At 64.6% G+C, this 22,491-nt stretch carries 22 protein-coding genes; 10 read left to right on the top strand and 12 right to left on the bottom strand.

The genetic code is table 11. The annotated features are described in order from the left end of the window. Positions 1-9: 9 nt before the first annotated feature. Positions 10-1,587, bottom strand: a complete 1,578-nt coding sequence (murJ, locus tag OPU69_RS00335) for a murein biosynthesis integral membrane protein MurJ (RefSeq protein ID WP_498508867.1) — start codon at positions 1,585-1,587, stop codon at positions 10-12. Positions 1,588-1,612: 25 nt separating this feature from the next. After that, positions 1,613-2,119, bottom strand: a complete 507-nt coding sequence (locus OPU69_RS00340) for a protein-export chaperone SecB (RefSeq protein ID WP_060978534.1) — start codon at positions 2,117-2,119, stop codon at positions 1,613-1,615. Between the two features lie 217 nt (positions 2,120-2,336). Between OPU69_RS00340 and OPU69_RS00345 the strand changes: the two genes are divergently transcribed. The 3 genes from OPU69_RS00345 (at position 2,337) to OPU69_RS00355 (ending at position 4,974) form a co-directional block, all read left to right on the top strand. Next, positions 2,337-2,999: a Tim44/TimA family putative adaptor protein gene (locus tag OPU69_RS00345; protein ID WP_498508868.1), complete on the top strand. Its 663-nt coding sequence runs from the start codon at positions 2,337-2,339 to the stop codon at positions 2,997-2,999. A 23-nt stretch (positions 3,000-3,022) separates the two neighbouring features. Continuing rightward, on the top strand, positions 3,023-4,327 hold the full coding sequence (gene mltA / locus OPU69_RS00350; protein ID WP_498508869.1) for a murein transglycosylase A: 1,305 nt from the start codon (positions 3,023-3,025) through the stop codon (positions 4,325-4,327). Between the two features lie 245 nt (positions 4,328-4,572). Next, positions 4,573-4,974, top strand: a complete 402-nt coding sequence (locus OPU69_RS00355) for a Smr/MutS family protein (protein WP_498508870.1) — start codon at positions 4,573-4,575, stop codon at positions 4,972-4,974. A gap of 115 nt (positions 4,975-5,089) precedes the next feature. Here the strand turns inward: OPU69_RS00355 and msrB are convergent, their stop codons facing one another. The 5 genes from msrB to OPU69_RS00380 form a co-directional block, all read right to left on the bottom strand. Further along, entirely contained in the window at positions 5,090-5,488 is a 399-nt protein-coding gene (gene msrB, locus OPU69_RS00360) for a peptide-methionine (R)-S-oxide reductase MsrB (RefSeq protein WP_060978537.1), read from the bottom strand. A gap of 46 nt (positions 5,489-5,534) precedes the next feature. After that, on the bottom strand, positions 5,535-6,572 hold the full coding sequence (gene holA, locus OPU69_RS00365) for a DNA polymerase III subunit delta (protein ID WP_498508871.1): 1,038 nt from the start codon (positions 6,570-6,572) through the stop codon (positions 5,535-5,537). Next, positions 6,569-7,066, bottom strand: a complete 498-nt coding sequence (gene lptE / locus OPU69_RS00370) for an LPS assembly lipoprotein LptE (RefSeq protein ID WP_498508873.1) — start codon at positions 7,064-7,066, stop codon at positions 6,569-6,571. Before lptE ends, holA begins: the two co-directional genes overlap by 4 nt. Before the next feature lie 154 nt (positions 7,067-7,220). Continuing rightward, positions 7,221-9,770 carry a leucine--tRNA ligase gene (gene leuS, locus OPU69_RS00375; protein ID WP_498508874.1) on the bottom strand — a complete coding sequence of 850 codons (2,550 nt, stop codon included), beginning with the start codon at positions 9,768-9,770 and terminating at the stop codon, positions 7,221-7,223. Positions 9,771-9,794: 24 nt separating this feature from the next. Further along, positions 9,795-10,238 carry a DUF3576 domain-containing protein gene (locus tag OPU69_RS00380; protein ID WP_060978582.1) on the bottom strand — a complete coding sequence of 148 codons (444 nt, stop codon included), beginning with the start codon at positions 10,236-10,238 and terminating at the stop codon, positions 9,795-9,797. A 357-nt stretch (positions 10,239-10,595) separates the two neighbouring features. On the opposite strand from OPU69_RS00380, the gene OPU69_RS00385 reads away from it, so the two are divergent. Then, complete coding sequence (locus tag OPU69_RS00385) at positions 10,596-11,270, top strand: hypothetical protein (protein WP_060978541.1); 675 nt, start codon at positions 10,596-10,598, stop codon at positions 11,268-11,270. Positions 11,271-11,384: 114 nt separating this feature from the next. Here OPU69_RS00385 and OPU69_RS00390 read toward each other — a convergent pair whose 3' ends face one another. Together OPU69_RS00390 and OPU69_RS00395 are read right to left on the bottom strand one after the other, a co-directional pair. Then, positions 11,385-12,173, bottom strand: coding sequence for an SDR family oxidoreductase (locus tag OPU69_RS00390; RefSeq protein WP_498508875.1), 789 nt, complete (start codon positions 12,171-12,173; stop codon positions 11,385-11,387). Beyond that, the gene (locus OPU69_RS00395; RefSeq protein ID WP_498508876.1) at positions 12,170-12,499 is read right to left on the bottom strand and encodes a nuclear transport factor 2 family protein; all 330 of its coding nucleotides are present in this window, start codon (positions 12,497-12,499) and stop codon (positions 12,170-12,172) included. The genes OPU69_RS00390 and OPU69_RS00395 overlap by 4 nt, the downstream gene beginning before the upstream one ends. Before the next feature lie 97 nt (positions 12,500-12,596). On the opposite strand from OPU69_RS00395, the gene OPU69_RS00400 reads away from it, so the two are divergent. Continuing rightward, positions 12,597-13,490, top strand: coding sequence for a LysR family transcriptional regulator (locus OPU69_RS00400; protein WP_498508877.1), 894 nt, complete (start codon positions 12,597-12,599; stop codon positions 13,488-13,490). A gap of 9 nt (positions 13,491-13,499) precedes the next feature. Here OPU69_RS00400 and OPU69_RS00405 read toward each other — a convergent pair whose 3' ends face one another. Beyond that, positions 13,500-14,051, bottom strand: a complete 552-nt coding sequence (locus OPU69_RS00405) for a thiamine phosphate synthase (protein ID WP_498508878.1) — start codon at positions 14,049-14,051, stop codon at positions 13,500-13,502. A gap of 23 nt (positions 14,052-14,074) precedes the next feature. Here OPU69_RS00405 and OPU69_RS00410 point away from each other — a divergent pair, with 23 nt between their 5' ends. From OPU69_RS00410 to OPU69_RS00425, 4 genes are all read left to right on the top strand, one after another. Further along, on the top strand, positions 14,075-14,746 hold the full coding sequence (locus tag OPU69_RS00410; protein WP_498508879.1) for a YggS family pyridoxal phosphate-dependent enzyme: 672 nt from the start codon (positions 14,075-14,077) through the stop codon (positions 14,744-14,746). Positions 14,747-14,858: 112 nt separating this feature from the next. Further along, the gene (locus tag OPU69_RS00415) at positions 14,859-15,638 is read left to right on the top strand and encodes a hypothetical protein (RefSeq protein ID WP_060978547.1); all 780 of its coding nucleotides are present in this window, start codon (positions 14,859-14,861) and stop codon (positions 15,636-15,638) included. A gap of 173 nt (positions 15,639-15,811) precedes the next feature. After that, a complete protein-coding gene (locus tag OPU69_RS00420) occupies positions 15,812-16,834 on the top strand; it encodes a M48 family metallopeptidase (protein ID WP_498509310.1) in 1,023 nt (340 codons plus the stop codon). Then, positions 16,831-17,427: a hypothetical protein gene (locus OPU69_RS00425; protein WP_498508880.1), complete on the top strand. Its 597-nt coding sequence runs from the start codon at positions 16,831-16,833 to the stop codon at positions 17,425-17,427. Before OPU69_RS00420 ends, OPU69_RS00425 begins: the two co-directional genes overlap by 4 nt. Before the next feature lie 271 nt (positions 17,428-17,698). Here the strand turns inward: OPU69_RS00425 and OPU69_RS00430 are convergent, their stop codons facing one another. Both OPU69_RS00430 and OPU69_RS00435 read right to left on the bottom strand, forming a co-directional pair. Then, positions 17,699-18,451 carry a LuxR family transcriptional regulator gene (locus tag OPU69_RS00430; RefSeq protein WP_066275996.1) on the bottom strand — a complete coding sequence of 251 codons (753 nt, stop codon included), beginning with the start codon at positions 18,449-18,451 and terminating at the stop codon, positions 17,699-17,701. Between the two features lie 203 nt (positions 18,452-18,654). Then, complete coding sequence (locus OPU69_RS00435; protein WP_060978550.1) at positions 18,655-19,671, bottom strand: tetratricopeptide repeat protein; 1,017 nt, start codon at positions 19,669-19,671, stop codon at positions 18,655-18,657. 264 nt (positions 19,672-19,935) lie between these two features. On the opposite strand from OPU69_RS00435, the gene OPU69_RS00440 reads away from it, so the two are divergent. Further along, a complete protein-coding gene (locus tag OPU69_RS00440) occupies positions 19,936-22,491 on the top strand; it encodes a cyclic nucleotide-binding domain-containing protein (RefSeq protein WP_498508881.1) in 2,556 nt (851 codons plus the stop codon).

Genomic DNA, 22,491 nt, shown 5'->3' on the forward strand with positions numbered 1-22,491 from the left:
CGGGCCGCTTCACGCCTTGCGGCGCAGCATGCCCTTGATCTCGCTGAGCCGGTAAGCGCCCAGCGCCAGCGTTGCGAGCCCATATACCGCCGCGCCGCCTCCGCACAAGACGGCGAGTGCGGCGATGCGGTGTTCGAGCCGGCCTTCCATCCAGCCTTCGGCCAGATGCCCGCCGAGCCAGAGCGCGACACCCATCAGCGCTGCCGCCGCAACGATGCGCCAGGTTTTGGCGATCAGCCGCCCGTCGGGCTGGATATGCCCGCGCTTGTACAGCACGCCAAACAGCAGGCCGACATTGACCCAGGCCGACAGCGCGGTGGCTATGCCGACGCCGACCGGGCCCAGCGGCCAGATCAGCACCAGATTGCCGACCAGGTTGACCAGCATCGCCAGCAACGCGAGGCGCACGGGCGTCTTGGTATCGGCGCGGGCGTAGAAACCTGGGGTCAGCACCTTGATCAACACATAGGCCGGCACCCCGCAGGCAAAGGCGGCAAGCACCTGCGCGGTGGCCAGCGTGTCTTCGGCGGTGAACGCGCCGTACTGGAACACGCCGTGGATGATCGGCCCGGCGGCGGTCACCAAAGCGACCGCAGCAGGCAGCGCGAGCAGCAGTGCGAGTTCGAGCGCGCGGTTCTGCGTGTTGAGCGCGGCCGCGCTGTCTCCTCCGCCGATCTGGCGCGAGAGCATCGGCAGGATCGCGGTGCCGACACCGATACCGATCAGCCCCAAAGGCAGCTGGTTCAGCCGGTCGGCATAATAGATCCACGAGACCGCACCTTCGCTCAAATAGCGTGCGGCGAGCGAGGTCGAGATCAGCAGGTTGAACTGGATCGCACCCTGGCCGATCGCAGCCGGTGCGATCAGCATCAGCATCGCCTTGACGTCAGGCGACAGGCGCGGGCGCGAGAGCTTGAGCACCACGCCATTGGCGCGGCAGGACAGGATCAGCCAGAGCAGCTGCAGCGCGCCCGAGACAGTGACCGCGATCGCCTGGGTGATCGCGGTGTCGACCTCATTGTCGCCGCGAAAGAACAGCAAGGCGACGATCATGCAGATGTTGAGCAGGATGGGCGCTGCGGCATTGACCCAGAAGCGGTTCAAGGAATTGAGGATGCCGCCCAAGAGCGACACCAGCGAGATCAGCCCGAGATAGGGAAAGGTGATGATCGTCAGGTGCCGGGCGAGCGCGAACTTTTCCGGCCCGCCATCGGGAAAGCCGCCGGTCATCGCATAGACGACGGGCCCTGCAGCGAGCATCATCAGCGCGGTGAACAGGACCAGGAACGGCACCAGCACCGACAGCACCTGGCCGGCAAAGGCCTTGGCGACGTCCAGTCCGGTACCGGGCGCGTCCTTGTCCGCCTCGGCCATCTTGCGGTTGAACATCGGCACGAAGACCGCGGCAAACGCGCCCTCGGCAAACAGCGCGCGGAACAGGTTGGGCAGCCGCCAGGCGATCAGGAACGCGTCCGATGCCATGCCTGCGCCGACATAGCGGGCCATCAATATGTCGCGCACCATCCCCAGCACGCGGCTGACCAGGGTCAGACCGCCGATGGTGGAGACGGCGCGCAGCAGGTTCATCGGATGATGCCCCGGGAAGCGAGGATCAGGCGTTGCCTTCCGCAGGCGGCATTGCCGCACCGAAATTCGGGTCCTGGCTCTGCTGTTCGTACAGTCCGACGAAATCGATCGGCTCGAGCACCAGCGGCGGATAGCCCGCATCGCGGATGACATTGCCCAGGATCAGGCGGATGTTCGGGAAGACCATGCGGGGCGTATCGGCGAACAGGAAGCGGCGGGTCTGCTCCTCGTCCATGCCGCGCAGGCCGACCAGAGCGCCATAGGCGAGTTCGACCAGATAGGCGGTGCCCTGTTCGGCCTTGGCTGCGATCGTGTAGGTGCACAGCATTTCATGCACCTCTTCATTGAGTTGGCGCGATTCGGCGCGGAACTGCACGTCGAAGCTCAACTGACCCGGCCACTGATAGCTGTCGGGGGCGTTCGGGTTCTCGACCGAAAGGTCCTTCACATATTGCGAGATCAGGCCAGCCTGCGGTCCCGCTGCGCCATTCAGCGCCGACTCTTGCGTGTTTACGGTGCCGTCTTCGGCCATGAATAATCCCTTTCGATGCAGTTGCGCGCCCCGCGCGTCCTGTGCCGCGCTCTAATCGGGCTGTGCTGCATGCGCAAGCGTCGCGAAAGTGCAGGTCCGGCGCAACGGATATCGGGCCAAAGCGATTTGCATATTGGCCGACATGTCCTATGTTGTGCTTTCAACCTGCTGCGCTGGCAGCATCACGTTCCACACGGGTGGGCAAACGGGAAGTCTTGTGACGGTAGAAATCATCATCCTGGCCATGGTTGCAGCATTTCTGGGGCTCCGGCTCTATTCGGTGCTGGGCAAACGCACCGGGCACGAGCAGGAACCGCTGACCCGCGGGATGGACACGCCTGTCACCAAACGTCCCGCCGCGATCGAGAGGCCGCAGCTCGACGATAAGCCCGCTGGCCTGACGCCCGGAACTTCGACCGTGTTCGATATCGCTGCCGAGCCGGGCATCCGCCAAATTCTCGCGTCCGATCGCAGCTTCGATGTCGGCCGTTTCCGTGAAGGCGCCAAGGCCGCTTATGGCATGATCCTCGAAGCCTTCTGGTCGGGCGATCGCGAGCAGCTTCGCAGCCTGTGCGACGATGAGGTGTACGAAAGCTTCGCCGAATCGATCGAGCAGCGGACGGCGCGCGGCGAGACGCTGGAAAACCGGCTGGTGCGGATCGACGAGACCCGCATCGTCGATGCCGAATATGACGCGCCGATGGCGCGCATCACAGTTCGCTACGATTCCGACATTGCGGCGGTCGTGCGCGGACCCGATGGCGAGCTGGTCGCTGGATCGCTGACCGATGCGGTCGAGACGCACGATGTCTGGACCTTCCAGCGCGACCTGCGCAGCAACGATCCCAACTGGATTCTGGTCGAAACCGATCAGGCCTGATCGTGTCGGGGCAGGGGGCTGCGATGCACAGGCTGGCGCTTGCCCTGTTGCCGCTGGCGCTGGCGGGATGTGCGGGCGTGGTTCCCTCGGGCGACACAGCCTCCACGCCTTCGCCCTCGCGGCTGCCCTATGAAACGGTCACGCCAGCGCCTTCGCGGCCCGTGACACCGCCTGCTGGGGGTGCTGTTTCCAATTATGTGATCCCGCGCGCCACGCCCTTGCCTGCAATGACCGGGGCGGGCGTGATCGCGAGCGCAGATATCGCGCAGGCTGCGGGGCAGACGCTGCGCCGCGGGCCCGATATTGCGAGCCTGCCGATCGCCCCCGAAGATGCACGCGCAGCGCTGGCCGCTTTCCGGCTGACCTGCCCCTCGGTCACCAAGCGCCAGGATGCGAGCGGCCTCACCCGGCCCGAGGACTGGCGCGTGCCTTGCGATGCCGCCGTTGTATGGGGCGACAAGGACCCCGCACGCTTCTTTGCCGAAGCATTCGAGGCGGTCCAGGTGGGCGAGGGTGCAGCCTTTGCCACCGGCTATTTCGAGCCCGAAATCGCCGGCACCCGCACCCGCCAACCGGGGTTCGAGGTGCCGGTCTATGGCCGCCCGTCCGATCTGGTCGATGTCGACCTGTCGCAATTCTCCCCCGAATGGGCGGGCAAGAAGATCCGCGGCAAGGTCAAGGGCAGCGATTTCGTGCCCTATGACGACCGGACGCAGATCGAGCAGGGATCGCTGAACGGCCGCGCGCCGATCATCGCCTGGGCGGCGGACGAGATCGAGTTCTTCTTCCTGCAGGTCCAGGGTTCGGGACGGCTTCGCGCACCCGATGGATCGGTGGTACGCATCGGTTATGCGTCGCAAAATGGGCGCGATTATACCGGAATCGGCGCGCTGATGCGCGACCGTGGCCTGCTTGCGCCGGGTCAGGCGAGCATGCAGGGCATCGTCGCGTGGCTGCGCGCCAATCCCGAACAGGGCCGCAGCATCATGCGCGAGAACAAGAGCTTCGTCTTCTTCCGCGAACTGACCGGGCCGGGACCACTGGGCGCGCTGGGCTATCAGGTCGAGGCGGGCAGCTCGGTCGCTGCCGATCCCAAGTTCATTCCGCTGGGCGCGCCGGTTTTCCTCTCGATGGACCGCGCCGAGCCCAATGGGCTGTGGATCGCGCAGGATACCGGCGGCGCGATCAAGGGGGCGAACCGGTTCGACACCTTCTGGGGCGCGGGCGACCAGGCGCGGACGATCGCGGGCGGCATGTCCGCGCGCGGGCTGGCGCTGATCCTGCTGCCGCGCGGGAGCTACGACCGGCTCGCTGCCCAGGCGCGCTGACGATGAGCCGAAGGCCGCTGACCGATGCGGAAGCGGCCCTGTGGAAGCGGGTGATCGCGACCGTCGAGCCTTTCAAGGACAGGTTCGCTCCCACCACATCTAAAGCCCTCCCCCTTGATGGGGGAGGGTTGGGTGGGGGTGAGCGTGCCTCCAGGTCCGACACTGGCGGCACGATCACCCCCACCGCTGCGACTAGGCTACAAGTGGCCAAGTCTCGCACCTCCCCCATCAAGGGGGAGGATTGGTTGAGCTCAAGTACCAGCAAACCCAACCCCGGCTGGACCTTCACGCCGGCACCCGTCCCTACGGTGAAAGGCAATCTCGACGGCCATTGGGATCGGCGCATGGCCAAGGGTGGGGTGCAGCCCGATGTCACGATCGATCTGCACGGCCACACGCTCGCCAGCGCCTATGCGCGGCTCGACCTGGCGCTCGGCCAGGCCATCGCGGCGGATATGCGGTTGATGCTGCTGATCACCGGCAAGGCACGCGCCCCCGAAACCGGGCGCGGCGCGATCCGTGCGGCGGTCTCGGACTGGCTCGCCTCGTCGCGCCATGCGGGCGATATCGCGGCGGTCCGCAATGCGCACCCCCGGCATGGCGGTGATGGGGCTTTGTATATCGTGCTGCGGCGGCGGAGAGGCTAGCGCGCGAGGCTAGCAACGCTTTTCATCGTCACACCCGCGAAAGCGGGGGTTCCGCTTTTGTCAAAGCCGTCGAGCAGAAGCGGGATTCCCGCGTTCGCGGGAATGACGAGGAGTTTCAATCCTCTTTCGGCTCGAAATCCAGTGAGGCGCTGTTCATGCAGTAGCGCAGGCCTTCGGGTCCCGGACCATCGGGGAAGACATGCCCCAGATGCCCGTCGCAGCGCGCGCAGCGCACTTCGGTACGGACCATGCCGTGGCTGGTGTCGACGATCTCGCTGACGGCTTCCTGCTCGACCGGCGCGGTGAAGCTCGGCCAGCCCGAGCCGCTATTGTACTTGGTGTCGGATTCGAACAGCGGCGCACCGCATCCGGCGCAGCGGTACATGCCGGTGCCCTTGTGGTCGTTATACTTTCCGGTAAACGCCCGCTCGGTGCCGCCTTCGCGCAGCACATGATATTGTTCGGGGCTGAGTTTCGCGCGCCACTCGGCGTCGCTGATCTTCGTGTCGCTCATCTGTCTCTCCTGGGGAGACAGTAACATGGACCAGTCGGCCCAAAGATCAAGATGCCCGCGCAGCGACCCGGGCGATTTCGAGCAGTTCCTGCTCCAGCAGCAGCGCAGGGCCGGGGCTTGCCTTCATCATCGCCTGTTGCAGCACCAGCAGCCGCTCGGACAGCCGCGCGACTGCTTGCGGACGGCCCCAGGCGCGCAGCTGGCGCGTCCAGTCGTTCGCGCTGCCGCCGCCCCACAACCTGCGGCTCTGCATTTCCTGCCGCACCCAAGCCGAAACATCGCGCGGTTGGCCCATGCGCTGTGCGTGCCCGGCAAGCTGCATCACCTGACGCTGCATCACGATGACCAGCCCGACCTCGGACACTGCCTGCTCGCGCATTCGCTTGAGTTCCTCCGGCAGGCGCTTGAGGTCGCCGGAGAGCGCCGCGTTGATGATCGGCTGCATCGCGTCATCCTCGGCATCGGCGCGCAGCGCGGCGATGGCCTCGCGGGTCACGGGCCTAGGATTGTCGGGCGAGGCATCCAGATAGAGCGAGAGCTTCTCGATCTCCTGCGCTGCCAGCCTGCGATCGGCAGCGGTGAAACCCGCGATGACATGCGCCAGCTCGGCATCGATGGTGAGACCTGCCCCGCGCCCCAGCTCGGTGACGATCCGGGCCATGTCGTCCGGCCCCGGGATTTTCGTCTGCACCGCCATCGCATTGGGCGCGGCAAGCACGGCCTTGGCGATCCGCGACTTGTCGGTCACGCTGCTCGCCAGCATGACGACGGGGTTCACCGCCTTGTCCGCCGCGAGCAGCGCCTCGACCGCGGGCAGGCTTTCCTCGCCGCTGGTATGGACGCGAATATAGCGCGCATCGCCGAACAGCGAGAGCGAGGCGGCCTCGGCAGCGAGCAGCGAGGGGTCCTTGGCGAGCTGATGCCCGTCGATATCGGTGCGTTCGGTGCCCTTGGGGAAGCTCGCGATGATGTCCGCCATCAGCGCGGCATTGCCGCCGTCATCGGTACCGAAGATCAGATAGAGCCGGATATCGGGGCGCGGCTTGCGGGCGAGCGCCTGGATCGCGCCGACATCGCCCTTCATCGCGCGGCCGAAACCTCGCGCGCGAACAGCGACAGGCGCGTCACGATCTGGTCGGCAATCTCGAGCGACAGGTTTTCCAGCGCGCGATTTTCCGCCGCGATCGTCGCATATTCGCTGCTGACGATATCGATACCCGCGTCCGAGGCGGCGGTCGCATCGAGCACCGTCTCGCCGCTGGCGATATCGACCAGTTGATAGCGCGCGCGCAGCGTCCTGCGCTCGCGCGTTACCTGATCGTTGGCGAGCAGACCGAAACCGGTGATCTTGTCGTCGAGCACGACCTGAAGCTTGTATTTCTGGTTGCCATTCCTCAGCGCATCGAGCTTGTCGTCGAGCGCATTCTTGACCAGCCAGCCTGCGCGTCCCTGGATCGGCGCGACCGCGACGTCGCCCAGCGTGGTCGAAACCGCGCCTTGCGTGCCGTTCGAATAGAGCGGCTTCATCCCGCACGCGGACAGCGTGGCGAGCAGGGCGAGGGGGAGGAGGGCGCGCATCAGTTCGCTCCGGTAAGGTGGGAGGCAGTTATCTCGCCAATTTCGTCATGCTGAACATGTTTCAGCATCCATCGTGCCCCAGCAGCCGAAGCCGCATGGGGAGAAATAGACCCTGAAACAAGTTCAGGGTGACGCAAGTTGGCACGTGCATTCATCACACCACCAGATTGACCAGCCGGTCGGGCACCACAATCACCTTGCGGATCGCCGCGCCGTCCAGGCTACGCTGCACCTTGTCGGATGCCAGTGCAAGCCGTTCGAGCTCTTCGCTGGGCAGGCCCTTGGCGACGGTGAGCGTGTCGCGCAGCTTGCCCTTGATCTGCACCGCGATGGTGACCTCGTCCTCGACCAGCAGCGCCGGATCGACCTCGGGCCAGCTCGCATCGGCGATGAGGCCATGGCCTTCGAGCACTTCCCACGCTTCTTCGGCAAGATGCGGCACCATCGGTGCGACCAGCCTGGCCAGCGCGCGGATCGCGACGTTGCGGCTGGCGCTGGGCGCGGCCTTCTCGATCGCGTTGGTCAGCTCGTACAGCCGCGCCACCGCCTTGTTGAAGGCGAGCGCCTCGATATCCTTGGCGATCAGGTCGATCGACTGGTGCAGCTTGCGGTCTAATGCCTTGTCCTGGCCCTCGGCGGCCTCGACCGAGTTGAACACGCGCCACAGACGCTGGACGAAGCGCCAGCAGCCCTCGATCCCTGCTTCGCTCCACGGCAGGTCGCGCTCGGGCGGGCTGTCGGACAGCATGAACCAGCGCACCGCGTCCGCGCCATAGCGGTTCACGATCTCGTCGGGATCGACCACGTTCTTCTTGGACTTGGACATCTTCTCGACGCGGCCGATTTCCACTTCGACCTTTTCGCCATTTTTATTGATTCGGAAGGCCTTTCCATTCTCCTTCTCGATCTCTGATGGCGAGAACCAGATTGTGTGAGTTGTGTCTTGCTCCGGGGGAGTCCACTTCCTGAAGTAAGTCTCATGCGTCACCATGCCTTGCGTGAACAGGCTCGCAAAGGGCTCGGTCACCTCCAGCTTGCCGATCCGTGCCAGCGCGCGGGTCCAGAAGCGGGCGTAGAGCAGGTGCAGGATCGCATGTTCGACTCCGCCGATATACTGGCCGACCGGCAGCCATTTGGCGATCTCGGCAGCGTCGAACGGCTTGTCATCCGGCTGGCTGGCAAAGCGCAGGAAATACCAGCTCGAATCGACAAAGGTGTCGAGCGTGTCGGTCTCGCGCACCGCAGCCTTGCCGCATTTCGGGCAATCGACATGCTTCCATGCCGGATGGCGGACCAGCGGATTGCCGGGAATGTCGAAGCTGACATCCTCGGGCAGGGTGACCGGCAGCTGGTCCTTCGGCACGGGGACGACGCCGCAATCGTCGCAATGGATGAACGGGATCGGCGTGCCCCAATAACGCTGGCGCGAGACGCCCCAGTCGCGCAGCCGCCAGACGGTGGTGCCCTGGCCCCAGCCTTCGGCCTCGGCGCGCGCGATCACCGCGGCCTTGGCCTCTTCCGCCGCCATGCCGTCGAGGAAGCTCGAATTGATGATCCTGCCCGGCCCGGTATAGGCCTCGTCATGGATCGGGGCGTTCTCGTCGCCCTCGGCTGCGACCACACGGGTCACCGGCAGCATGTATTTGCGCGCGAAATCGAGATCGCGCTGGTCATGCCCGGGCACACCCATCACCGCGCCGGTGCCATAGTCCATCAGCACGAAATTGGCGATGAAGACCGGCAGCTCCCATGTCGGATCGAACGGGTGAATGGCTTTCAGCCCGGTATCGAAGCCCAGCTTTTCCGCCGTTTCCAGCTCGGCCGCGGTGGTGCCGCCCGCCTTGCAGCGCTCGATGAACGCGGCGGCGTCGGCATTGCTCGCGGCGAGTTCGACCGCCAGCGGATGGTCAGCCGCAATCGCGACGAAGCTCGCCCCGAAGATCGTGTCGGGCCGGGTCGAATAGACGGGGATGGTCCCGGCACCGCCGGAAAGCGTGAAGCTGAATGTCAGCCCTTGGCTCTTGCCGATCCAGTTGGCCTGCATCGAGCGGACCTTTTCGGGCCAGTCCTCGAGTGTATCCAGCCCTTCGAGCAGCTCGTCGGCAAAGTCGGTGATCTTGAGGAACCACTGGCTCAGCTTGCGCCGCTCGACCTGCGCGCCCGAGCGCCAGCCCTTGCCGTCGATCACCTGCTCGTTGGCGAGCACGGTCTGGTCTACGGGATCCCAGTTGACCGCGCTTTCCTTGCGATAGACCAGGCCTGCTGCGTACAGGTCAAGGAACAGCGCCTGTTCGTGGCCGTAATATTCGGGCTCGCAGGTCGCCAGTTCGCGGCTCCAGTCGAGCGCGAAGCCCAGCCGCTTCAACTGCTTGCGCATCGCGGCGATATTGTCGCGGGTCCAGCCGCCGGGGTGCACGCCCTTTTCCATCGCGGCATTCTCGGCGGGCATGCCGAACGCATCCCAGCCCATCGGGTGCAGCACCTCGAAGCCCTGCATCCGGCGATAGCGCGCGATGACGTCGCCCATCGTGTAGTTGCGCACATGGCCGATATGAATGCGCCCCGACGGATAGGGGAACATCTCCAGCACATAGGCCTTTTTCTTCGGGCTGTTGCTGTCTGCCTTGAAGGACTGGCGCTCGTCCCACACCGATTGCCAGCGGGCATCGGCGGCCAGCGGATTGAACCGCGTCTTCTCGTTCATTGTATCCCTCTGAAAGACAGGGTGTTATTCGCGAATGGCGGACTGGCGCAGGTCGCGGGCCTTGGTGAGGATGACCTCTTCCAGCTTCTGCACCGTGGCAGCGCGGACGGGCGCATCGACCCACTGGCCGTTCTGGTTGACCTGGCGGCTGGCGGCGACGCGCAGCGCATCGGCGCGCAGATCCTGGTCGAGGATCGACACCGTCACCTTCATCCGCTCGGACGGGCTCTGCGGATTGGCATACCAGTCGGTCACGATCACGCCGCCGGCGCTGTCCGCCTGGAGCAGCGGCATGAACGACAGCGCATCCAATGAGGCGCGCCACAGATAGCTGTTGACGCCGATGGTGGTCACCTGGCTGGCGGCGATATCCGCCTCGGCGCGCTTTTCCCCGCCACCGCAGGCAGAAAGCAGCGCCAGCGTGCCAGCGGCGCAAAGGGCGGCACGGGCAAAACGGGGTACGGGCATGGCGGCTTCCTTATATCTTCGCAGCTTGAAACAGCGGCCTTCTATAGTGGCTTGGGCTGCTTCGGCAAGCACTTGCGCATGCCGGTGCATGTTCAGCGCGCAGCAAGAATTCGCCCGATATTCTGCCGTCTGGCAGAGCTCTGGTACCCCGCAGGACGGGGCAGAAAGAGCCGCAACCGATTGTGGATTGTTTGCAACGGTTTGAGATTATTTTTACGGGAAGGTGCTTTGATCCCCCATGGACGCGTTTTTGTGTTAACGCGTTTTACAGGGATGCGGCGGGGTCGGAATAAGACGATGAAAGCGGGAGTTACAAAAAAGCTGGCAATTTCAGGGCTTTTGCTCGGGTCTGCGGCATTGGTGCCGTCGATTGCGCTCGCTTTTTCCTCCGGTTTCGACTCGCGACCCGTCTCGATCGATGCGCGCGGCGGCATCGGTTCGTTCACGCCTGCCTCGGTCGATCCGCGTCTGGCGGACAAGCTCAAATTCTCGGCACTGCGCGGTGACAAGATGTTCCGCTTCACGCCTGCAGCGTCTGCCGCGACCGACGGTCCGCGCGCGCTGACCATCGCGGTGCGCATCCGCCCCGACTCGGCCAAGGCGATCAACATGCGGCCTGATCTGGCGAGCGACGGCGGCAAGGGCGACGGTGTCGTCCAGATCACGCCGACCGCCTACAGCCTGGGCGTGGCCAAGGGCTTTACCAAATTCGCACTGCCCACCAGCATCCGCCAGTCGGATGATGCACTGCCCGATATCGGCGAGCTCGGCCGCGGTGCATCGCAGCGCAAGAGCCGGTTCAGCCCGCGGATCGAGATGGACGATGTCCAGGCCCCGACCACCCGCGCGGTGCGTCCGTTCAACGACCAGGGCAGCTATTCGCTCGACGTCGGCGGCGCCTACAAGGTCACCCGCAATCTCGACGTCACCGCCGGCATCCGCCTGCGCAGTGAACGCGACCGCCTGACCGGGCTCACCAACGAGCAGTATGACAGCCAGGCTGTCTATGTCGGGACCGAGTTCCGCTTCTGATTTCGCGATGTATCAGCACTGACTGCCCTCTCCCTGGATGGGAGAGGGTTGCGAAGCCTTGTGAGCGAAGCGAGCTAGGCGAAGCTGGGAGAGGGTGATACGGCGCCGCTCACCTCACACCGTCCGGATCGTCCCTCCATCGATGACGAACTCCGCCCCGTGGATGGCCGCCGCGCGATCCGAGGCGAGATAGGCGATGAGATCGGCCACCTCGTGCGGCTCGGCCCCCCGCCCGATCGGAATGCCGCCCAGCCCGTCGATCACGCGCTGCCGCACCTGCTCGATCGTTCCGCCTTCGGCCGCCTGCAGCCGCTCGAGAAACTCCGAGGATGCTTCGGTCATGATCCAGCCGGGCGAGACGCTGTTCACGCGCACACCCTGCGGCCCGATCTCCTTGGACAGCGCCTTGCTATAGGTCCTCAAGCCGGCCTTGGCGGCGGCATAGGCGGTGGTCGATTCGGGCAGCGGCATGACCGACTGGATCGATGTCACATGCACCACCGCACCCAAACCGCGCGCGGTCATTTGCGGGACCAGCAGCCGGTCCAGACGCACCGCCGCGATCAGGTTGAGGTTCAGCTCGGCCAGCCAATGCTCGTCCGACAGCGCGGCAAAGCCGCCGCCCGGTGAGGAGGACCCGCCGAGCACATGCGCGACGATGTCGACGCCGCCGAGATGATCGAGCGCGGCCTGAGCTAGCGCCGTAATGCCTTGTGGGGTGGTCAGATCGGCCTGAACCGACAAGACGCCTTCGCTCGGTTCCACGCTGGACCGGGCTGCAGTCACGACCCGTGCGCCGCCTGCCACGAAGCGCTCGACGGTCGCACGCCCCAATCCCTTCGAGCCGCCGCTGACGACGATGCGCTTGCCCGCAAACTCGTTTGGATCGACCCGCAACGTCACAGTGTGATCTCCAACGCCGCGATGGCATCGCCGGTCAGCGCGAAGTCATAGGTGAAGCCAATAGGGCTACCGTTGAAGCTGCCATGCACAGGCCCTTCGACAATCACCCGATCGCCTTCTGTCCGAACCATGTCTGGCGTGAAGATCGCCGCGACCGGGATGACCTCCCGCTCGAAAAGTGTGCGGATCTGCGCTGTGCCTTGATACCGCTTGCCATTGTCGACCACGATCGCGTCGGGCGTGAAAGGTTTGAGCATCGCATCGATATCGAGTCGCGCGTTGGCAGCGACATAATCGGCAATGGGGCGGGGAAGATCGATCGGCATGGCTCTGCTCCTTGATGGGGTTGGAGCGATTATAGAGAGGCCAATAATTGCTAATAAGCGGGATAGAGAGGTATGTAGTGTTGCGAAAGGAGGGATAATGTCGAGACAGGGCTTGATCGAGTTCGACGCCGTGCTGGCCATTGTGCGGCGGGGATCGTTCCGCGCCGCGGCGATCGAGCTCGGTCTCTCGACCACCAGCCTCAGCAACCTGATCGGCGCGCTCGAACGGCGGCTCGGCGTCCGCCTGTTCAACCGCACCACGCGCAGTGTCTCGCTCACCGATGCCGGTCGCAGCTTCGTCGATAAGGTAGCACCCGCCGTTGCCACGCTGCACGATGCGATGCTGGCGGCGAGCGCCCAGCAGCATTCGCCCTCTGGCACGATCCGGATCAACGCTTTCCCGACCGCTGCGCGCGAAATTCTGGCACCGCTCCTGCTACCATTCCTCCAGCGCTATCCCGAGGTGCATATCGATCTCGTCACCGAGGGGCGCATCGTCGACATCGTCGCCGAAGGGTTTGATCTTGGGCTGCGCAGCGCGCATCTGGTGCCCAGCGACATGATCGCCATCCCCGTCGGGTCGCCACGCCGTTTCGCGGTGGTCGCATCCCCCGCCTATCTCGAGGCGCATGGCGTGCCGGCAACACCGCCGGATTTGTTGCGGCATCGCTGTCTGCGCGTCCGGCTGCCAAACGGCGCGCTGCACCGATGGCAGTTCGAGAATGACGACCAGCCGTTACAGATCGATGTCGAGGGGCCAATCACGCTCGACGAGGCAAGTCTCGCGCGCATCGCCGTGCTCGAAAATGTCGGAATCGGCTATTTCATGGAATCCGATATCTGCGAGGATCTGGAGGCGGGTCGGGTGGTTCGCCTGCTCGAACCATGGACACCGCCGCTGGAACGGCTTTGTCTCTATTATCCAAACCGCCGCAATGCCTCGGCCGCGTTCAAGGCCCTGATCGAGATGGCGCGGCGTTCCTTCGGCTGACGCGATAGCTCAGCCCGACAACCCGTCGATCGCCGCCCAGCCTTCTGCAATCCGTGCAACCCTTCGGAACCGCGCCCGCGTCATCCCGCCCAGCGCGATCACTGGCAGGCGGGATAGCCGCGCGAGTCCGGCAAATCGCGGGATGCCGAGCGATGCGCCACCGGGATGTGTGCGGGTCGTGAAGATGGGGGAGATCAATGTGTGCGCCTCGCCTGTCACGCGATTGGCGCGGGCGAGTTCGCGCATGTCGTGCGCGGTGAGCAACCGGATTAGCCGCGCATCCGCGCCGCTGCCAGGTGCGCCATAGCAGCCGTCTGCTCGCCAGCGTTTCGCAGTGCGCAGATCGCCCGCCAGCACCGCCAGTCCGCCGCGAGCGCGCACCAGTTTCGCCAGCCGGTCGAAGCGCGCGCGCCTTTCCAGCGGCGCAAGATGATAATGCCGGAACACAAAGCCCACGCTCAAGGGCAACCGCCGAATTGCGCGTTCCAGCACCGCATCGTTGCGCGCGTCGCTGATCAGCCACAGCATGGGCAAGGTGTTTCCGGGCTGGCGGCGGCGCATGTCCGGGCTTATAGCCGCGCCCCATGGATATACAAAGCGACGCCCCCACCACCGCCCTTTCCATCGTGCGCGACGCGATTGCCCGGTCGGAGAAGATCGCCGGTCGCCCCGCCGGTTCGACCACGCTGATCGCCATTTCCAAGACCAAGCCGGTCGACGCCATCGAGTCGCTGATCGGCGAGGGGCAGATGGCGTTCGGCGAGAATAGGGTGCAGGAGGCCGCGCTCAAATTCCCGGCGTTGCGCGAGCGCTACCCCGATCTGCAACTGCACATGGTCGGCCAGCTGCAATCGAACAAGGCGGACGAAGCGGTGGCGCTGTTCGACTGCATCCACTCGCTCGACCGCCCGTCGCTGGCCAAGGCGCTGGCATCGGCGATGGACAAGGCGGGCAGGCGTGTGCCGTGCTTCGTCCAGGTCAATATCGGCGAGGAAGAGCAGAAGGGCGGCTGCGCGATCGCCGAGCTGCCGCAGTTTCTCGCCGATGTGCGCGCGCTCGATCTGCCCGTCATCGGGCTGATGGCGGTACCGCCCGCCGATCTGGAGCCTTCGCCCTATTTCGCGCTGCTCGCCAAGTTGGCGCGCGACCATGGCCTCGATCAGCTCAGCATGGGCATGTCGGGCGATTACGAGACCGCCGTGAGAATTGGCGCGACGCATGTCCGGGTCGGTTCCGCCCTGTTCGGGGCCCGCTAAGCATTTCCGGACGATGCCGACAATCATATCCATAATGAAGCAATCGCACGCTTTCCCATAGAATAACGGACACAAGTTATTCTATGCTCCCATGCTGGAACGAGGGTAGGGGATGCGTGCGATATTCGGCCTTTTGGCTTCGCTTCTGTTATGGGGGGCGGCGGTTTCGGCTCCGGTACTGGCGCAGGAGCGATCGGCGGTGCGTCAGGGCTTTGCCCTTCCACCGCAAAGCGGCAAGACCATCCTGGTGCTGCGCCCCTCGGTGCGCGTGGCCGAGCAATCGACCGGGGGCATGGCCGAGCCGCGCGCCGAATGGACCGATCAGGCGCGCCGCCATATCGATGCGGCGCTGGTCGAGCTGCAGCGGCAATTGGGCAATACGGTTGTCGCTGCGCCCGAAGCCTATGGCGAGGATGCCCGGCTGGTCGCGGAGCATCAGGCATTGTTTGCCGCGGTATCGCGGGCCGTCATCGAATATCAGTTCTTCGTCGGCAATCGACTGCCCACCAAGAAGCGTGACAACAAGGCGGGCCAGTTCGACTGGTCGCTCGGGCCCGGTGTGGCGAAGCTGCCCGGCGCAGACCAGGCCGATTATGCGTTGTTCCTCTATACGGACGATCAATATGGATCGACCGGGCGGAAGATGCTGCAGATCGTCGGACTGGTGGCGGGGGTCGGCTTCACCTCGGGCGTGCACGCGGGCTATGCCGGGCTGGTCGACCTCAGGACCGGTGACCTGCTGTGGTTGAACGCCGATTTCCAGATGGGCGGCGATGTGCGCGAGGCCGAGGGCGCGATGAAGCGCGTGCGCCAGCTGCTCGAGGATTTTCCGGGCAGTACGATTGCGAAAGAGGCCGCAGCGCCAGCCGCAACCGCGCAGGCCAGACCATGATCGCGCGGATGCGGTTGGCGATCGGCGTGCTGGCCCTTGCTGCGGGCGTTTCCGCTCAAGCCGAACCTCCGCTTCCGCCGCCTTATGCCGGGGCCTATCAACCGCAGGGCGTGGATGAACAGGGCTTCTGGCAAAAGATGGACGAGGAAGAACGTCGGCTTGCTCAATCGGATATGGTCATCCAAGATCCGGCGCTCGTCGGTTATGTTCGAAGCATACTGTGTGCAACCGTGGGCGAAGATCGGTGCGGAGCAGTCCGCCCCTACATTCTGAGAGTGCCTATTTTCAATGCAAACATGGCACCGAATGGCACGATGCAAGTGTTTACCGGACTATTGCTTCGAGTCCATAGCGAAGCCGAGCTAGGAGCAGTGCTGGGGCATGAGTTTGGTCATTTCGAGGCGCGCCATACGCTAGAAAGGTTCCGTGCAGCCCGTTCGAGCACCGACATTCTGGCCTGGGCTGGCGTTCTCGGTAGTCTTGCTCCCAGCTATGACGTGGTCAGGGCCTATCGCAATCTCGAAATCACGCTCATCAGCAGCTTGTACAGCTTCAATCGCGATCATGAACGCGAGGCTGATCGGCTAGGCATTGCCTATTTGAACAACAGCAATCTGCGACCCCAGGCCGCTGCGCAAGTGTGGGAGCGATTGATCGAGGAATATCAGGCGGACGCTCTTTCCAAGGGGTTGAAGAAGCCGCGTCTTGACCGGGTGCCATTCTACGCAACCCATCCGCCACAGGTCGAACGCGCCACGACGCTCGCCCTCCTCGCCCGGCCGGATGCTGCGACGCGCGACGATGGCGCGGCGCGCTACCGGGAGGCGCTCGCGCCCTGGCTGCCGCAGCTGCTGGACGATCAGATCAAGCTCAACGATTTCGGCGCAAGCGAATATATCATCCAGTCACTGGCCGAAAGCGGCTGGACCGCGCCGCTCTGGCATGCGCGCGGCGAGCTCTATCGCTTGCGCGGCGCGCCGCGCGATCTCGTCCATGCCGCACAATTCTATGGCGAGGCGATCACGCTCGATCCCGCCCATCCCGAGGCGCATCGCGGCCTCGGCCTGGCACTGCTCAAGACCGGTCAGGCGGCCGCAGGGCAGCAGGCGCTCCGCCGTTATCTCGAACTCAAGCCCGATGCAGCGGATGCGAAGCTGATCGGCATGATGATCCCCGAAGAGGTGCCCGCGCCATGATGTCCCGTCTTATCGCTGCATTTGCCGCGACGCTGATCATCGCATTGCTGCCGTCCACCGCCATGGCGCACAAGCTGCGCGAGCAGGGGGTGGCGGTCAGCATCGCCGATTCGCCGCTCACCGTCACACCAGGGCGCGACTGGAACCGGCTCGACGGCAATGTCGGCAAGCATACGGAGACCTGGACGCTCGATGGCGGGCAGCTCAACGATCTCACCTTTTTCGCCGGGATCGAGCCGGGCAAGCCGCTCGTGCGCGAACGCAGCAAGAAACGCGAGCCCTTGCCCAAATTCGGTGCCGGAACCCTGCTCGTGGAACTGCCCGAACTGTTCGAGGCAACCTATCGCACCGCCAAGCAGATCGCCGATTTCCGCGTTACCGATGTGCAGCCGACGCGCTTTCTGGGGCAGGATGGTGTCATGTTCACATATGAATATGTCGACCAGGATCAGCTCACCCGCAAGGGAGAGGCGCGTGCCGCGATCGTCGCAGGCCGGCTTTACATGATCGGGTTCGATGCCCCGCGGCTCCATTATTTCGAACGCAGTATCGACGATTTCCATCGCATTGTTCAAAGCGCGCGCCTGTCCTGAAGCAGCCATGGCCGCGTGCCGACATTTCGGGACATTCGTACAGGCTTGCGAGGCGCTCACACGTGCAAGACGGGGCGCTGAGACCGGGGCAATGTTCCCCGGATGATATCCGGCCCGTAGCGTTGGCCATAGAAACGGGGCGAGCGACCGCATGCTCCACAGGTCGATCTCCAGAAGCGATCGGAGCGGCGATGCGCCCCACCGCCACGTGTCGCTGCTCGGGGCAGCGGATCGGGCTGGACGATCGTACAGGCCTGGGGCCAACCGGTGGCTATTCGGTGACGTCGTCGAGTGTGAAATAGCCGAGTTTCAGCGACTTGAGCACCAGCTGCGCGCGGTTGGACACGCCGAGGCGGCGGCGCGCATCGGTGAGATATTCGCTCACCGTCTGGTCCGAAATGCCGAGCACCGCCGCGATTTCCCAGCTCGTCATGCCGCGCGCGACCAGCTTGATGCAATCGACCTGGCGCGGCGACAGGCGCTCTTCCTGGGTCACCTGCACCTGGGGCAATTGCGATTGCCATAGCGTGCGCGCCTGTTGCCCGGCGGCAATGCCGAGCAGGATGGCGAGCATGAACGGACGCGCTTCGAGCGGCTCGCCGCCGGCGACGACGAAATGCACCGAGATGGTGGGCCTGTCGGGCATGTGCCCGGCAATGGTACAACCCGAATTCAAGCCCAGCTTGCGCATCTCTTCCAGATATTCGCGCTGGATGCGGGTGAGCGGAATGATCGTTTCCAGATCTTCCCAGCGGATGGCGCCACCGCGGCGCTGGCATGCCGCGAGCACCGGACTGGTCAGGCCATAATCCCGTCGCGCGAACAGATCGTGCCAGGCCTGTGGATAGTTGGTAACCATTTCGGGCTCCATCAGCCCGGATTGCACGTGCACGTGACGCGCCAGCGCTGCATGCGCAAAGCCGAAGGGCGTTGCCGCATGCGCGGTAATTTCCAGAAGTTCCTCAAGCGTTTGCGCAGCCTCTATGGCCTGCGATGCGCGCTCGACATGGTCCAGTTCGGGCATGAGGCTGGTCGAAATCCCGGTTGGCAATGGTTACGCGCAATAGCAGGGATTCGCCTGCGAGTAACACGGTTAATTGATAATGATTTGCGAATCGCTATTGACGATACGTTCGCTACGCAACGATTAAACCGTTACATCGATCCAGTTCGGATCAATTTCGTCGTCGGGGACAAGATCGGGCGGGGTGGCGCTGGCCGATCGTTTCAGGCGCCAGGGACGCCCAGGGCCGCTGCCGCTTCGCGCACCTTGCGCTGGTCAGCAGCCTTGTTCTTGAGCGCTGCCGTGGCGTCGCGCAGCGCCGCCTGGGCCTTGCCCGTCTCGCCCAGCTGCATCCGGCTGCGCAACAGCATGATCCAGCCATCGGTATCGCCGGGCTCGCGCTTGAGGCGCTCGGCCAGCCCATCGACCATCTGCTGGATCATCATGTCCTGCTGGCCCTGGGGAAGGGCAGCGGCCGCCGCCATTTGGTCGGGCGTCGGGCCGGGGATGCCAGCGGTCGCGGTTTCGGCGCCGTCGGTGCGGAAGCCCGCCGTGGGCGGCGCGAACTTGGCCGAGGCGAGCCGCTTTTCCACGTCGATCCCGCGCTCCTTGCCGACATTGCGGATCACGTCACGAATGTCCTTGGCATAAGGCGCGTCGGCGGGCGTCTCGGCGAGCAGCGCGAACCAGTCCTCGATCGCCTCAGCATGCTTGCCATCGATATCCTTGGCAGCGGCGAGGAAATAGCGCGCGCGCGCATCCTTGGGATCGAGCTCGACCGCGCGTTTGAACGCAGTGCGGGCATCCTGGCTGATCGCCTCGTCCTTGCTGGCCATGACCAGCGCCTCGCCCAGCATCGAGTGATATTCCGAATTGCCGGGGGCCAGCTGGATGGCGCGGCGCATCGCGGTGGCCGATTCGGCAAAGCGCTGCGTCTCGAAATAGCTCCAGCCCAGCATCCGCCAGCCTTCGGCGTCGTTCGGGTTTTCGCGCAGCCGGGCTTCGAGCTGGGTGATGACCTCATCGACCGATGCGGGCTGTCCCTGCGCGTTCAGGGGGGCAACGGGTCCCGATGCAGCGGGTTTCTGGTCGCTATAGACCTTGTACCCCACGGCCGTGACGGCGATCAGCGCGGCGGCCGCCAGCGCGATCGTGCCGACACCAGGACGGCCGCCGGAGGCGCGCGCGGAAGCCGGTTCTGCCGCAAGGGGCATGTCGGTATCGGTCTGTTGGTCGGTCATGCGGGCTGTCTCTTTGTCGCGTCCGGGTGGAAGGCTAGCCGATCGGCCAGATTTTCCAATTTCTAAGTGGTAAAGATCACATTCTTTGCTAGAAATATCGGCATAGGGTTCGCAACCGAATTTTGGGCAAGTTCTTGCGGCAGCGGGGCAATCTGGCGATAGCAGCACCGATCGGGGAGAAATCGGGTTGCGGGCCGCCGGATGGGGCAGCGTTTGCTGGCAGGCGCGGTCGCGCGAGCGTCCGCAATTGGGGGACGCGAACCAGTGAGCGAGATCTACCGCGTTGCTATCATCGGGTCGGGCCCGGCAGGCAAAAGCGCAGCCGCGCGTGCCGCGAGCCTCGGCATGAGCCATGTCCTGCTCGAAAAGACCGACCATCTTTCGGACACGATCTACAAATACCAGAAGGGCAAGCACGTGATGGCGACGCCATCGCAGCTGGTCCTGCGCTCCGACCATGAGTTCGAGGCGGGCAAGCGCGAGGCGATCCTGGAAAAGTGGAATGCGCGCACCAAGGAACTGAACGTCAACGTGAAGTTCAACGCCGAGGTGAAGGCGATCAAGGGCACAGGCCCCGCGATCGAGGGCAGCGTCCATGTGATCGAACAGCGCGCGCGCGACGGATCGGTGACGAAAAAGGAAATCCAGCGCTACGCCCCGCCCTACGAGATCGAGCTGACCAATGGCGAGAAGATCATCGCCGAGAATGTCGTGCTCGCCATCGGTACCCAGGGCAATCCCAACCGCATGCGCTGTCCCGGCGGCGATCTGCCGCATGTGCAGTACCAGCTGGATGACCCCACCGAATATGTCGATGAGCATATCGTCGTCATCGGCGCGGGCGATGCGGGGATCGAGAATGCACGCGGCCTGGCCGAGGATTCGGCGCAGGGCAACGTCGTCACCATCGTCAACCGCGGACCCGAAGCGCCGAGCCCGAAGGAAACCTTCCCCACCGCCAAGGAGGCGAACGCGCTGGCGCTGCTCGCCGATCGCAATGCGGGCAAGCTGCAGATCCGCTTCGAGACCGATACCGCCAGCATCGAGCCGGGCTGGATCACCTTCAGCACCCGCGATGGCGAGGAGCGGGTGCGCTGCGACCGCATCATCGCGCGTATCGGTTCGGCGCCGCCGCGCGCGTTCATCGAGGAATGCGGCATCGCCTTTACCAGCGCCGATCGCCTGGCCTTCCCGCAATTGTCGCCGGTGTTCGAATCGACTGCGCCCAGCATCTTCGTCATCGGCGCGCTCGCCGGATACCCGCTGATCAAGCACTGCATGAACCAGGGCTATGACGTCATCGAGTTCATCAACGGCAATACCGAACTGAAGCCGGCGGACGAGCCGATCCTCGAGGGCAAGTTCAAGGACCTGCCGGGCCGCAAGTCGGTCGCCGAATGGCTCGACCTGCTGCGCGAGAACGTGACGATCCTCAATGGCATGAACCCGCTGCAGATGCGCGAGTTCATGCTCGATTCGGATGCCAAATTCTATCGCCGCGGCGATGTGATCTTCGAGCGCGCCGCGCCCGGATCGTCGCTGTTCGCGATTGCCGAAGGGTCGGTCGCGGTGCAGATCGACCCAAATGACACGTCGAAGACGGTGCCGATCGGCAAGGGTTCGATCTTCGGCGAGGTCGGCCTGATCTCGGGGCGCCGTCGCGGCGCGACCGTGGTCGCTGCCGAGGACACGATCTGCGTCGAAATCTCGCGCAACGCCGCGCTCAAGCTGCAGAGCCAGGTGCCGACCGCGAAAAAGGCGATCGAGCGCATCTCGACCGAGCGCCTTTTGCTGCAGATGTTCGGCTCCGGCCTGAAGCCCGAGGATATCCGCGAAGTCGTCGATACCAGCAAGATCCGCCAGGTGCGGCCGGGCGAGGCGATCCTCAAGGAAGGCGATGAGGGCAACGAGATCTACGTGATCCGCGTCGGATCGATGATCGTGGAGAAGGAAATCGGCGGCAAGCCCGTGTTCCTCTCCTACCTGCCCGCCGGGTCCTATGTCGGCGAAATGGCCTTGATCGCGGGCGGCAGGCGTACCGCGACGGTCAAGGCGGCGATCAAGTCGGAAGTCATCCAGATCGATGGCGATGCCTTCAAGAAGGTGCTGGAGGCCAATCCCGAACTCTTGAAGCGCGCCAAGCGCGACATGGCCAGTCGTCAGGACATCAACGCCTTTATCGAGGCGAAGAAGGACAGCTTCTCGGGCGTGGTCGACATGTATTCGGGCGTGGCCAACTTCCTCGTCGAAAACGGCATCGGCGAGGCGACCGACGTGCTGCTGATCGACGAGACGCTGTGCGTGGGCTGCGACAATTGCGAAAAGGCCTGTGCGGACAGCCATGACGGCCTGTCGCGGCTCGATCGCGAGGCGGGGCGCACCTATGCGCATCTGCACGTGCCGACCAGCTGCCGCCATTGCGAGCATCCGCACTGCATGGCCGATTGCCCGCCCAATGCGATCAATCGCGGCCCCGATGGCGAGGTCTATATCAACGACACGTGCATCGGCTGCGGCAACTGCCAGCGCAACTGCCCCTATGGCGTGATCCGCATGGACAAGGTGCCGCCCAAGAAGCCGAGCCTGCTCTCCTGGCTGTTCTTCGGCTTCGGCCCCGGCCCTGGCGAGCCGAGCAAGAAATGGTCCTATGCCAATAGCGACCACAGCGTCGAAAAGCCCAAAAAGGCGATCAAGTGCGACATGTGCGCCGGGATCGAGGGTGGCCCCAGCTGCGTGCGCGCCTGCCCGACGGGCGCGGCGATCCGTGTTGCGCCGGACGAGTTCCTGACCGTCGCGCGGCTCGAGCAGGAGGAGGCTTGA

The sequence above is a fragment of the Blastomonas sp. 34TW genome (genome assembly GCF_059803595.1).